Here is a 12,539-nt window from a genome sequence, read left to right as displayed (position 1 = left end):
ACGAGCCTGCGCGATGCAACCCGTAAACTTTTTGCGGGCTGCTCGCGATGCGTCAGAAATTCAGCTCAGCAGCACGATGCCGCCGGGCAGGCTGCGCAACTTCGCGCCGTAGAGCTCACGGATCATCGCCAGCGCGTTGTCGATGCTGCGCAGCGACAGCTGCATGCGCACCGCCACGCGGCCCAGCGCCTCGTTGCGCAGGATGATCCGGCCCGGCCGGTAGCGGTTGATCTCCGCGATGACCTCGGCCAGCGGCGTGCCGTCGAACGACAGCACGCCCGTGCCCCAGGTGCTCACGTTCGCCAGGTCGGCGCGCACCACCTCGTGCAGGCCGCTGGGGTCGTACACCACCTGCCGGCCCGCCTCGACCGAACGCTGCTGCCCGTTCACCGACACCAGCACGCGGCCGTCAAGGCAGGTCACGCAGACCTCGGGCCCCGTATGGCGGATGTTGAAGCGCGCCCCTCGCGCCTGCAGCCGGCCACCGCCGGCTTCGACGAACAGCTCGGCCTCCCCCGCTGTCGCGATCTCGGCTTCGCCGGCGACCAGCGCCAGTCCGCGCGCGCCCTGCAGGCGGTTGATCTGCGTCTGCGTGTTCATGCGCACACTGAGGCCCTCGCCCAGCGCCACCTGCCGCTGCTCGCCGGTCGCGGTGCTGTAGTCGGCCGTCAGCTCGCCGACCGACGGCCACAGGCCCAGCGGCGGATCGACCGCGAGCACGCCCGCGGTCACCGAGGCCGCTACCGCGCCACCGAGAAAAGCACGGCGACCCGGCGAATGCAATGCGTTCGACAGCGCCGGCCAGAAGCGGTGACCCCGCGTGCGTGAACGTGCGGCATCGGCCTGTCGTGCAGCCTCTTCAGCCAGCAGCGGATCGAGCGCGGACCACACGCGCATCAGCTCGCGCCAGGCCTGCGCATGCGCGGCACTCAGCGCCGCCCACTGCTTGAAGGCGTCGGCATCCGCGCGCGTGGCCTGGCCCGAATGCAGGCGCGCCCACCAGGCCCGCGCCTGGCGCTCCAGCAGACTCGTTTCGGTATCGGGGGAAGACATGGCGCTCATCATCAGTTGTGTCTCGGCCCGGAAAAATGGCCGCGCTGCACCGCGTCCACGTCCGGCAAATGCTTCTTGCAATAGTCCAGCGCCGCGCGCAGTTCTTTCTCGACGGTGCTCAGCGACACCTCGAAGCGCAGCGCGATTTCGCTGTTGAGCAGCCCCTCGACCCGCGCGGCCACGAGGATCTCGCGGCGCCGCGCCGGCATGCGCGCCAGCACGTCGCTCAGCGCCTGCACGTCGCTGCGCGCGCTGGCGATGCGCTCGGGGTCGCTCGTTTCGTCCACGAGGTGAACGAGCGCATCGATCTCGCCGCGCACCAGCAGCACGCTGTCGCGGCGGTAGCCGTCGGTCGCGATGTTGGCGGCCATGCGCAACAGGTAGGCGTCGGCGTTGTGCACCGTGCCCGCGTCGCCCATGGCCGCGAGCCGCAGCCAGGTTTCCTGCATCGCGTCGGCCGCGTCGTCGCGCGAACCGACGATGCGTTCGAGCTTGCCGCGCAGCTCGACATAGCGCGCGACCATGCGCGCGCGCAGCGTGGAGGCCAGGCTCTCGCTCATGGCGCCACCGGCGGCGTGCAGTCGGTGCGCGCGCCCGGCCCTTCCGGCAACAGCAGCACCACGAGCGGTTGCGGCAGCGACGGCGGCGGCGGTGCGCCGACCGACAGCCGCTGCACCTTGAGCCGCACCGCGGCATCGCGGTCGGGCTCGCCGGTGGTGCTCAGCAGGCGAAAGCGGTCCACCGCGCCGCGCGCGTCCAGGTGCAGTTGCAGCGCGAGGCGGTAGCTGCCCGGCCGCGTCTGCGTGGTATCGCACAGGGCGCCACGCAAGGCGTGCTGGACCTGTGCGGCATAGGCTTGATGCAAGACATCCCCTTCGTTGAAACCCGACCCCTCCAGGCCCGCCGCTTCCGGCGACAGGCCCGCCTCCTTCGGCCCTGCGGCGGCCTCGCGGATCACCACCGAGCCCGCGTTCGCATGGCGCGCCTCCATGCCCGTGCCGGCCAGCATCGCGTCGAGCGCCTCGGCCGCGCTCAGCGTGCCGCGCACCGCGCCCGACCGCCGCTGCGCATGCTCGCCGTCGATCAGGATGTCCAGGCCGGTCATCCGGCTGTAGACATCGAGCGCATCGCCCAGCCGCTGCGGTGCGATGTCGAACGCCCGGCGTGCCGCCGATGCCGCCTTGGCGGCTGGCTCGGGTGGCTGCTGCGCCTGCACGCCCACGCCCCAGGCCAGGCACCCGATCAGTGCCAGGGCACGGACCGATGCCGCGTTCGCTCTCATACCGGTGGGACGCACAGGCTCCTGGGTGACTTCGTTCTTCCGCGCCCTCGGGACTGCGGAAGGCCGTGGTCACGGTAGTGATCGACGGTGACGCACGCATGACATTCATTCGTTCTGCTCCGCCGCGAACAGCGAAGAGGCCCCGGGGATCGGCCACGCCGAAGCGCAGCCTCTCCACGGGGCCTCCGGTCGGTGAACGGGCAAGGCCCGCTCAGGCCGCACCGATCAGCAACTTACGGACGGCCCTTGCCGTTGCAGACGCTGGCGTAGCCGATGCTCAGCGAGCTGGAAGCGTTCAGGAAGTTGGCGGCGATGACGGCCTTCCAGTTGTTGTTGGCGGCCGGCGGCGTGCCCGGCGACGTGCCGTTCGGGAGCACCACGAAGTTGTGCGAGCTGGGACCGGTTTCGATCTTCGCGTCGTACGTCGTGCCGGTCAGGCCCGTCAGCAGGTTCTTGACCTTGGTCTGGATCGCGGCGTCCTTGTAGCACTGGTTCAACAGCAGGTTGGTGGTGCCGAAGATCGGGTACTCGGTGCCGGCGGCCGGCATCACGTAGGCAGGCACCCAGCTCAGCGGGTTGGCCGCCGGGCCGTTCGGAAGCACCTGCTTGGCGAGCGCATTGCGGATCGAGCTGGCGACCGGCAGCACGTTGTTGATCTTCGCGACGACCGCGTTGCTCGCGCCCGTGTAGTTCGGCTCGGGGCTGAGGTAGCCCACGCGGCCGTCGGTACCGAAAGCGCCCGACACGCCGCTGCTGCCGGCAACGCCGACCCAGTGCGTGGGGATGACGTTGGCCGGCGAGAGCGCACCGCCCACCACCGTGGCGAAGTTGTTCGACACCGTGAAGCCGGCGCCCGGGCAAGCGGCCACGAGGTAGCGGCTCAGCAGCTCGGTGGTGCCGCTGTTGTCGGTGCGGTAGACCACCTTCACGGTCGTCGTGTCGGCCGTGCCGCGCACCTGGCCCCAGGTCTGGCCGCCGGTCTTGTTGCTGAAGATGGCGCACATCTTGGCGTCGGCCAGGTTCAGGTCGACGATGCCGGCGCGCTTGTAGGGGATGAGCACCGAGGTCGCCACGGCGGGCACCTGGATCATCGGGCCCCAGCCGGTGGCACCGGCGGCGTTGGCGGTATAGGTGTTGAACTCCGCCTGGGTCAGCGCGGAATCGCTGCCTGCGAAGTGCACCGACTGACCGGCGGCCCAGGCCGGTGTGCCACTCACGGACTCGTTGCGGAAGGCGGTCGCGCTGTTGCTGACGAAGCCCGTCTTGCCGGCGCCGCTGCCGGTGCCGGTGTAGCTGAAGTCGGTGAAGCCGACGCCGCTGGGCAGGATGTCGTCATAGAGCACTTCGGGCAGGGTCGCACCACCGCCGACGGCGATCTGGGCGGAAGCGGCGCCGGCGGCCACGAGGGCCGCCATCATCACGGCCGACAGGGCGACCGACTTGAACTTTGCACGCATGGAAACTCCTTTGAAGGGACCAGAAAATTTGACTCGTGTCGCCTGTGCAGCGACAGGATCGATGGTGCGTTCGCGAGGTGACAGCCACCCGAAAAAAGCTCGGGAACACGCACCCGTGAATGCGTGCGAAACGGGGCGCCGGCGTGCGCCAAGCTCCCGAACATTCAGCGCACCATCTGGTTGATTTCCATGATCGGCATGAGCACCGCGAGCACGATGGCCATGACCACGCCCCCCATGGCCAGGATCATCAGCGGCTCCAGCAGCGTGGTCAGGCGCATCGCGCGGCGCTCCAGATCTCGGGAGAGGTTCTGCGCCGCGCGCTCGAACATGGCCGCCAACGCTCCCGTCTTCTCGCCGCTGGCCACCAGGTGCACGAGGTTCGACGGAAAAATCTTCTGTGCCTTCAGCGCCGCCGCGAGCGACGCGCCCTCCTTCACGCGGCCCGTGGCCTCGAGCACGCAGCGGCGCAGCCAGTCGTTGCCCAGGGTCTGGCGCGCGGCCTCGAGCCCGCGCAGCAACGGCACGCCCGCGTCCATGAGGATCGCCAGCGTGGACGCGAAGCGCGCCGTGTCCACGCCCAGCGCATAGCGCCCCGCCAGCGGCAGGCGCAGCACGAGCGCATGCCAGCGCAGGCGCCGTCCCGCATCGCGCAGCGCGGCGCGGGCGAGCAACCCGGCGCCCGCGCACACGCCCGCTGTGAGCCAGCCCCATTCGCGCACGAACGCACTCGCGGCCAGCATGACGCGGGTGATGGCCGGCAGCTCCTGGCGCGCCTGCGCGAACGCGCCGATGACCTGCGGCACGACGTAGCCCAGCAGGAAGACCACGATGCACAGCGACACGAAGCCGACGATGGCCGGATAGATGAAGGCGGTGAGCACCTTGCCGCGCAGGGTGTCGCGGTTCTCGAGGTAGTCGGCCAGCCGCTCCATCACGCGTGCGAGGTCGCCCGAGTCTTCGCCGGCGCTGACGAGTGCGCGGTAGATCGGCGGAAAGTCGCGCGGCCGTTCGCCCAGCGCATCGGCCAGCCGCAGGCCGGCGCGCACGCCGTCGCAGACCGCGCCCAATGCTTCGGCCACGTGGCGGCGCTCGGCCTGCTCGATGGTGGCGACGAGCGCGGCTTCGAGCGTGAGGCGCGCGCCCAGCAGGCTCGCGAGTTCGCGCGTGGCCCAGCACAGGTCGGCGGCGCCAAGCTTCGGTTGCAGCCAGGCCAGCGCGCCGCCGCTGGCCGCCTGTTCGCGGATGCCGAGTGGCGTCAGGCCGCGTTCACGCAGCTGGGCGCGCACGGAGCGCGCGGACTCGCCCTCGGCGCTGCCCTGCTGCACCTCGCCGGCCGAGTTCGCCGCTTCGTACTGGAACCGTGCCATGGCGGATCGGGGGTGATCAGGCGTCGCGCGTGACGCGCAGGATTTCCTCGGCGGTGGTCACGCCCTCGCGCACCCAGCGCTGGCCGTCCTCGCGCATCGAGCGCATGCCGTGGCGCACGGCGGCGGCGCGCATGGCCTGCTCGTCGCCGCCTTCGTGGATCAGGCGGCGGATGTCGTCGTGCACCACGAAGAGTTCGTGGATGCCCGTGCGCCCCTTGAAGCCCGAATGGCCGCAGGCCGCGCAGCCCACCGGCACGTAGATCGTGCGGCCGTCGTCCTGCACGCGTGGCGCCTTGCAGGCCGGGCACAGGCAGCGCACCAGCCGCTGCGCCAGCACGCCCAGCAGCGAAGACGACAGCAGGAAGGGCTCGATGCCCATGTCGGCCATGCGCGTGACGGCCGACACCGCGTCGTTGGTGTGCAGCGAGGCCAGCACGCCGTGGCCCGTGAGCGAGGACTGCACGGCGATCTGCGCGGTTTCCAGGTCGCGGATCTCGCCGATCATGAGGTTGTCGGGGTCCTGCCGCAGCGCGGCGCGCAGGGCCGCGCCGAAGGTCATGCCGATCTTGGCGTGCACCGGAATCTGGCCGATGCCGGGCAGGTCGTACTCCACCGGGTCTTCCACCGTGAGGATGTTGCTGGTGCCCAGGTCGAGCTGGCCCAGCGCGGCGTACAGCGTGGTGGTCTTGCCGCTGCCCGTGGGGCCGGTGACCAGCACGATGCCGTGCGGCTGGCGCACCAGCCGCGTGAGCTCGGCCAGCGTGTCGGGCGCCATGCCCAGCCGTTCGAGCCGCAGCCGGCCGGCGTCTTTCTCGAGCAACCGCAGCACGGCGCGCTCGCCGTGCGCCGTGGGCACGGTCGACACGCGCACGTCGATCGGCCGCCCGCCCACGCGCAGCGTGATGCGCCCGTCCTGCGGCAGGCGCTTTTCGGCGATGTCGAGCTGCGACATGATCTTGATGCGCGAGATCAGCGCCGCATGCAGCGCCCGGCGCGGCGTCACCACGTCGCGCAGCGTGCCGTCGACACGGAAGCGCACCACCGAATGGGTCTCGAAGGATTCGAGGTGCACGTCGCTCGCGCCGTCGCGCGCGGCCTGCGTGAGCAGCGCGTTGATCATGCGGATGACGGGCGCGTCGTCCTGCGCGTCGAGCAGGTCGGTGACGGCCGGGATGTCCTGCATCAGCCGCGCCAGGTCGACCTGCTGCTCCACCGCGCCGACCACCGAGGCGGCGTCGCCGGATTCGGCCTGGCGCTCGGCGAGCAGGCGCTCCATGTCGTCGTCGCCCACCTGCCGCAGCGGCAGCGCGCCCAGCAGCCGGCGCGCCTCGACCACGGCCCAGCCGGGCGTGCGCGGGCTGACCGCCAGGAAGGCCGCCTCGCCGTCGCGCTGCACCGCGACGCGCTGGCTGCGGGCCCAGGCCTGGGGCAAGGCGATGTCGGCGCGGGCCGTGTTCATGGCGTCACCACCCGTTCGGGCCGGTAGCCCAGCTCGCGCAATACGGCGACCGCGTTGTCGACGGCCTGCGGCTCGCGCGGCACGTCCACGCGCACCATCGCGCCCTCCCCGCCCGGGCCGCCGACGATGTAGGCGCCGATGCCGCTCACGCGCACGCGCTGCACGATGCGCAGCGCCTCCTGCTCGGTCTTCGTGTCGGCGAACTGCACCACGGTGACCTTGTCGTTGGCGCCGCCGTACAGCGCGGCCGGGTCGGACTCGACCGTCACGCCCGTCGGCAGCCGCGAGCGCTGCGTCGGTGGTGGCGGCGGCGCCGCGGCAGGTGCCTGGCGCACCGCACTGGCCGTGGCGGTGGGCGGCGGCGGCTGGTCGCGTGTGTGCTCCCAGCTCTGGGGGCGCAGGTCGACCTCGGGCGCTTGCCGCAGGCTGGGCAGGTCGGCGGGTGGCAGCACGGGCGCGCCGCTGTCGGGCAGCAGGCCGTGCGCCATCGGGCGCGCGCGGCCCTGCTGCAAGCGCATGAAGTTGTAGCGGTCGAGCGTGAGGCCGCGGCTGGCGTTGGCGTCGCGGATCACGTAGGGCCGCAGGAACACCATGAGGTTGGTCTTGACGCGCTGGCGCTTGTCGTAGCGAAACAGGTTGCCCAGCACCGGCAGCGAGCCCAGGCCGGGCACGGCCTCGGTGCCGTTGGCGACGCTGTCTTCCATCAGCCCGCCCAGCACCATGATCTGGCCGTCGTCCACGAGGATGCTCGTATCGAGCGCGCGCTTGTTGGTGACGATGCCGGCCGCGCCCGAGGTCTGCTCGTCGATGCTGGACACCTCCTGGTAGATGTCGAGCTTGACCGTGCCGCCCTCGGAAATCTGCGGCCGGATGTTGAGCTTCAGGCCGATGTCCTCGCGCTGGATGGTCTGGAACGGGTTGGTGCTGCTGTTGCCGTTGGTGATGTACTGGCCGCTCACGAAAGGCACGGTCTTGCCGACCATGATCGAGGCCGGTTCGTTGTCCAGCGTGAGGATGTTCGGCGTCGAGAGGATGTTGGCGCCGTCCTTGGCCTGCAGCGCGCGCGCCAGCACCTTCAGGTTGAGCACCTCGCCCACGCCCGGCAGGTTGATGGTGCCGTCGACCACGCCGATGTTCAGGCCGCGCGGCATGGCGTCGATGGTGGTGCGCGCGTTGGCGTTGAGGCCCGCGCCGCCGAAGTTGGTGCCGCCGCGCACGCGGCCGTTATTGCCGCCGGCCATCCACTGGATGCCCAGCTCGGCCGCGTCGCGCTCGGTGACCTCGACGATCAGGCTTTCGACCAGCACCTGCGCGCGCCGCTGGTCGAGCAGGTCGATCACGCTGCGCAGGCTGCGGTACATCGGATCGGGCGCCGCGATGATGAGCGTGTTGGTGGTGGCGTCGGCCTGCACCGTGACACCGCCGCTGGAGAACGCGGTGGACGCACTGCCGGTGCCGCCTGCCGTGCCCTGCGCGGGGCCGTTGGCACCGCCGGCCGTGCCGCGCAGGCCGCCGAATTTTCCCGCGGTGCTTCCCGTGGCTCCGCCGGTCGCGGGCTGGCTGCCGGTGGCCGATGCACCATTCGCTGCGCCGCCATTCGCCGCCCCCGCCCCGCCGAGCATGCCGCCCGCGCCCAGCGCCGCGCGCACCGAGCTGCCGCCGCCACCCGTGGCGCTCTGGTCGCCCGATTCGCCGGTGAGCAGCCCGCGCAGCACGTTCGCCAGGTGCACCGCCTGCGCGTTGCGCAGGTAGACCACATGCAGGTTGCCCGGGTCGCCCTGCGCGCTCTCGAGCTTGCCGATGAGTTCGCGTGCCAGCGCCGTGCGGCCCGGGCTGCTGGAGCGGATCACGATGCTGTTGGAGCGCGGATCGGCCAGCACCACGATGTCGCGCCGGCCTTTTTCGCCGCTGCCTTCGAGCAGCTCGGTGGCCAGCGCGGCGATGTCGGTCGCGATGCCGTGGCGCAGCTTGACCAGCTGGGCGTCGAGCGCGGTGGGCGTGTCGATGCTCTCGATGATGCGTGCCAGCCGCTCGAGGTTGTCGATGTAGTCGGTGACGACGAGCGTGTTGTTGGCGGCGTAGGCCGCGATGCTGTTCTCGGCTGCGACCAGCGGCTTGAGCACCGGCACCATCGCCTCGGCGTTCTCGTAGTTGAGCCGGAAGGTGCGCGTCGCGAGCCCGCCCCCGGGGCTGCGTGCGTTGACCGATCCGCCCTGCTGCTTGGCGTCGGCCACGGGCACGACGCGGCTCACCTCGCCCACGTCGACGATCGCGAAGCCGCGCATGCGCAGCGCCGAAGCCAGCATGCCGTAGGCGGTGGCGGCCGGCACCTCGCCTTCGGAGACCAGCGTGATCTGCCCCTTCACGCGCGGATCGAACAGGAAGTTGCGACCCAGGAACCGCGCCAATGCCGAGACCACCGAGGTGATGTCGGCATCGACGAAGTTCAGCACCACGCGCTCTTCGGCACCGGCACGCGGCGCGGTCTTGGCAGGCGGCGATGGGGTCGCGGCGCTGGCGGCGATCGCGAACACACCCAGGCAGCATGCCGCCGTCCATCGGCGCAGGGCCGCGCCGTTTCGATCTCGTGTCACTGGCCATCCTTGGTGAGTTGTGTGGACTGCAGCGCCACCGCGCCGCGCACGCGGCCCTGCGGCGTGCCCTCGCTGTCGTCGTCGGGACTGTCGATGCGCTCCAGCTGCGCCCGCGTGACCTCGAGGTCGCGGCGCGCCGAAACCGCCACGAGCCAGGCGAACACCTGCGCGGCCGGCACGGGCTCCGGGAATTCGACGCGCCATGCGCGGGCGGGCTGCGCCGGGCTCCCGGCTGCGGGCGGCGCGTCGGCCACGGCGTCGTGCAGGCGGTAACGCCCGCGCAGGCCGGCGCGGTCGAGGGCGGCGTCGATGCCGCCCTGTGCCGTATCGGGCGTGGCGTGCGCGCCGGGCACGTCGGCCAGCAGCGCGTCGAGCTCGGCGGACTGGGCCCGCAGCTTCGGCAGGTCGCGCTGCCAGCGGGCGGCGGTGTCGAGCGCGGGACGGGCCAGGCCCAGCCACAGGATCGCCAGGACCACGATCAGCAGCGCAACGCCCGCGCCGAGCCGGTCGCTTGCGGGAAGCCCACGCCAGCGCCCGATCGCTTCGCGTGCCATCTGCCGCGCGGGGTCGAGGAGGACGCCCCCCCTTCGGGACAGGTTCACGGGGTGTCCTTCTCTGCGCGGGCCGCGGCCGGCGTGATGCGCAGTGCGCCGGCCTCCGGGTCGGCGGACAAGCTTCGCTCGCGCGCCTGCGCCTGCAGCACGCGCAGCGCTTCGGTGTTCGGCGCCGCGCCCTCGCGCCAGTGGATGCGCAGCTCGCCCGCCGTGTAGTGCAGCGCCTGTACCTGCCCGGCCGGCAGCTGCGCGAGCAAGCCCACCGCCGCGCGCGACAGCGCCGCGTAGTCGCCGCCGACCGCGGCCTGCGGTGCCTGGCCCGCCCGCGCCTCCTTCTGCTGGCGCGCCTGCTGCACCGGGTTGACGACCACGGGCAGCTCGGGAAACGCGGCCTTGACCCGCGCGGCCATCTCCCGCTTCAGGGCCTGGCCCTGCGTCGCCAGCCGGTGGGCATGCACCTGGAGGCCGGCTGTCCACACGAGCGCGGCCATGCAGCCCCACAAGGCCGCCGGCCGCAGCAGCGCCGCCACGCCCGCGTGCGCCTGCGCGGGGTCGCTTGCGGACAGCGCCCAGCGCCAGCCCTCGCCCGACCAGCGCGCCGGGTCGCCCTCCTCCTGCGCCGTCCAGTGCACGACCGGCCGCGCCGCCTCGCCGGTCGTCACGTGCGCCGCCAGCGCGGCGTCGCGGTCCGCGCCGTGCGGCAGCGCCTGCATGAAGCCCGCGCCGGCGCCGGTGCGCACCACGAGCCAGCGGTCCAGCTGCAGGCCTGTCCAGCCCTGGGTGGGCATCGGCAGGAAGGCGGTCGGCAGGCACAGCGCGCGCGGCGCCATGCCGTGCCGCCGCAGCAGCGCCAGCCAGCGCACCATCGCGTCGCGCGCAATCCAGGCGGCCGGCACCGTGCCGTCGGCCCCGCGCGGGCCGATGCCCACCGCCAGCGCGTCGATCGGTTGCAGCGCGCAGGGCTCGATGGCCCCGAGCACTGCCGCATGCAGGTGCCGCCCGGTCAGCGGCGGCAGCGCGAAGCTCGCCAGCGCCACCTCGCCCGGTGCCAGCGCGACCTCGAGATGGCGCGCCTCGAAGCGGTCGGCCACAGCCCCCAGCGCGAGCGCGCCGCCGTCGTGCCACCGGCCGTCGACGGTGCGCCAGCCGCAGTGCACCTCGGCGTCCATGGGATCGGCTTCGCCCTCGCCCGGCCAGGGCGGCAGCTGCAGGCGCAGGCGATCGACCTTCAGCGCGCTCACACGCCCTCCCGCAGCCAGACCACGCGCGGCACGCTTTTTTTGTCGTCCTGCAGCAGCGCGACCTGCACGAACTTCGTGCGCGGCGTGTCGAGCACGCTGGCCACGCGGAACCAGTTGCTGTCGATGCCGATGCGCACGTCACGCTCGTCGAGCGCGGGCATCTGGAGCCGGTTCGCAAAGTCGCCGCGGTTGATGAACCACTGGCCGCGGTCGCGCGCGGCGAGCAGTGCGCGCGCCTTGTCCAGCGCCAAGCCGGGCACGCCGGCCGCGAGCAGCTCGGCGCTGGCCGTGTTCGCGTTGATCCAGGTACGCGCCGGCAGCAGCGTGACGAAAGGCGCGAGCCGCGCGATCACGCCGGCATCGACGCCGGGCACGGCCAGCAGGTCTTCCAGCACGCGCGGGCGCGGGGCCTGCGGGGCGCGCGGCAACTCGGGCGGCAGGCCCAGCGTCGCGGCCATGGTGTCGGCCGCCGCATCGGGCATCGTCTGCGCGGCTTCGCCCTCGGGGTCGGCGATGCTGCCGACCACGCGCCGCATGAGCGCCTGCGCCTGGGCCTGCGAGACGCCCGTCATCGTGCAAAGCCTTTGGAACACGGCCGCTTCGGCCGGGTCGATGCGGCCCCGGTCCACGAGGTTGCGCAGGTTGAATTTGCTCTGCTCGTCGCTGATCTCGCTGAGCAGCCGCGCGCCCTCGGCGGCCACCTGCCCCGCCACGGGCCCGGCGAACGGCCGGGTCCACAGGCCGTCCAGGCGCGTGGTCGGCTCGCGCACGGCCTCGGCGCGCAGCAGCCGCTGCGCCGCGCCCAGTTCCCCGCGCAGCAGCCAGCGCGCCTGTACGCGCGACTGCTCGCCCTGCGTGGTGCGGATGAAGGCCGACTGCCGCCCGAGCAGCGCGGCTGCCAGCGCGGCGATCACCGCGACGATCAGCAAGGCGCTGATCACCGCCATGCCGCGCATGCGCCGTTGCCGGCGGCCTGTTCCGATCCCTGCCATCGCGCCCACGGTGCCGTTCCCGCGCTACCAGGAGCCGATGTCCGCGCTGGCTTTTTCTCCGCCAGGCTCGCCATCGGCGCCCAGTGAGAACACGTCGACCTCGCCGTGCGTGCCGGGGTTCAGGTACTGGTAGGCGTTGCCCCACGGGTCCTGGGGCAGGCGTTCGAGGTAGGTGCGCCAGTTGGTCGGCACCTTGCCCGTGGCCGGCTTCTCGACGAGCGAACGCAGGCCCTGCGTGGCGCTAGGGTAGGCGCCGTTGTCCAGGCGGTAGAGCTTCAGCCCCTGCATGATCGCGGCCACGTCCTGGCGGGCCGCGGTGGCGCGGGCCTGGTCGGGGCGGTCCATCAGGCTCGGCACGATGAGCGCGGCGAGCACGCCGATGATGACCAGCACCACCATCAGCTCGATGAGGGTGAAAGCCCGCTCGGCACGGCGACGGATTGAACGGGCGGCCATGTTCCACAACTCCCGGGAAAAGACTTCACAAGGACAACGACGAACACTGCGGGCCATCCTCGCAGCGGCGCATGTCAGTCC

At 72.1% G+C, this 12,539-nt stretch carries 11 protein-coding genes; all 11 read right to left on the bottom strand.

Features of this window, described 5'->3' with window-relative positions; translation table 11 throughout:
* Positions 1-60: 60 nt before the first annotated feature.
* A complete protein-coding gene (locus tag AC07O4_RS14115) occupies positions 61-1,053 on the bottom strand; it encodes a FecR family protein (RefSeq protein WP_495304862.1) in 993 nt (330 codons plus the stop codon).
* Between the two features lie 11 nt (positions 1,054-1,064).
* The gene (locus AC07O4_RS14110; RefSeq protein WP_495304861.1) at positions 1,065-1,613 is read right to left on the bottom strand and encodes an RNA polymerase sigma factor; all 549 of its coding nucleotides are present in this window, start codon (positions 1,611-1,613) and stop codon (positions 1,065-1,067) included.
* Complete coding sequence (locus AC07O4_RS14105) at positions 1,610-2,335, bottom strand: STN domain-containing protein (RefSeq protein WP_495304860.1); 726 nt, start codon at positions 2,333-2,335, stop codon at positions 1,610-1,612. Before AC07O4_RS14105 ends, AC07O4_RS14110 begins: the two co-directional genes overlap by 4 nt.
* Before the next feature lie 233 nt (positions 2,336-2,568).
* A complete protein-coding gene (locus AC07O4_RS14100; RefSeq protein WP_495304859.1) occupies positions 2,569-3,792 on the bottom strand; it encodes a substrate-binding domain-containing protein in 1,224 nt (407 codons plus the stop codon).
* Positions 3,793-3,956: 164 nt separating this feature from the next.
* Positions 3,957-5,162 carry a type II secretion system inner membrane protein GspF gene (gene gspF / locus AC07O4_RS14095; RefSeq protein WP_495304858.1) on the bottom strand — a complete coding sequence of 402 codons (1,206 nt, stop codon included), beginning with the start codon at positions 5,160-5,162 and terminating at the stop codon, positions 3,957-3,959.
* 16 nt (positions 5,163-5,178) lie between these two features.
* Positions 5,179-6,621, bottom strand: coding sequence for a type II secretion system ATPase GspE (gene gspE, locus AC07O4_RS14090; RefSeq protein ID WP_495304857.1), 1,443 nt, complete (start codon positions 6,619-6,621; stop codon positions 5,179-5,181).
* A complete protein-coding gene (gene gspD / locus AC07O4_RS14085; RefSeq protein ID WP_495304856.1) occupies positions 6,618-9,215 on the bottom strand; it encodes a type II secretion system secretin GspD in 2,598 nt (865 codons plus the stop codon). The genes gspE and gspD overlap by 4 nt, the downstream gene beginning before the upstream one ends.
* A complete protein-coding gene (locus tag AC07O4_RS14080) occupies positions 9,212-9,817 on the bottom strand; it encodes a type II secretion system protein M (RefSeq protein WP_495304855.1) in 606 nt (201 codons plus the stop codon). Before AC07O4_RS14080 ends, gspD begins: the two co-directional genes overlap by 4 nt.
* Positions 9,814-11,010: a type II secretion system protein GspL gene (gspL, locus tag AC07O4_RS14075; protein ID WP_495304854.1), complete on the bottom strand. Its 1,197-nt coding sequence runs from the start codon at positions 11,008-11,010 to the stop codon at positions 9,814-9,816. The genes AC07O4_RS14080 and gspL overlap by 4 nt, the downstream gene beginning before the upstream one ends.
* A complete protein-coding gene (gene gspK / locus AC07O4_RS14070) occupies positions 11,007-11,957 on the bottom strand; it encodes a type II secretion system minor pseudopilin GspK (RefSeq protein WP_495304853.1) in 951 nt (316 codons plus the stop codon). The genes gspL and gspK overlap by 4 nt, the downstream gene beginning before the upstream one ends.
* Before the next feature lie 69 nt (positions 11,958-12,026).
* Complete coding sequence (gene gspG / locus AC07O4_RS14065) at positions 12,027-12,458, bottom strand: type II secretion system major pseudopilin GspG (protein ID WP_495304852.1); 432 nt, start codon at positions 12,456-12,458, stop codon at positions 12,027-12,029.
* Positions 12,459-12,539 lie beyond the last annotated feature (81 nt).

This window comes from Variovorax sp. GW821-FHT09D04 (genome assembly GCF_059416405.1).
This window is presented reverse-complemented; position numbering and strand designations above follow the sequence as displayed.

Bases quoted from the DNA above. Each gene is read 5' to 3' on its own strand.
- AC07O4_RS14115 (WP_495304862.1), bottom strand. From the start codon at position 1,053: ATGTCTTCCCCCGATACCGAAACGAGTCTGCTGGAGCGCCAGGCGCGG.
- AC07O4_RS14110 (WP_495304861.1), bottom strand. From the start codon at position 1,613: ATGAGCGAGAGCCTGGCCTCCACGCTGCGCGCGCGCATGGTCGCGCGC.
- AC07O4_RS14105 (WP_495304860.1), bottom strand. From the start codon at position 2,335: ATGAGAGCGAACGCGGCATCGGTCCGTGCCCTGGCACTGATCGGGTGC.
- AC07O4_RS14100 (WP_495304859.1), bottom strand. From the start codon at position 3,792: ATGCGTGCAAAGTTCAAGTCGGTCGCCCTGTCGGCCGTGATGATGGCG.
- gspF (WP_495304858.1), bottom strand. From the start codon at position 5,162: ATGGCACGGTTCCAGTACGAAGCGGCGAACTCGGCCGGCGAGGTGCAG.
- gspE (WP_495304857.1), bottom strand. From the start codon at position 6,621: ATGAACACGGCCCGCGCCGACATCGCCTTGCCCCAGGCCTGGGCCCGC.
- gspK (WP_495304853.1), bottom strand. From the start codon at position 11,957: ATGGCGGTGATCAGCGCCTTGCTGATCGTCGCGGTGATCGCCGCGCTG.
- gspG (WP_495304852.1), bottom strand. From the start codon at position 12,458: ATGGCCGCCCGTTCAATCCGTCGCCGTGCCGAGCGGGCTTTCACCCTC.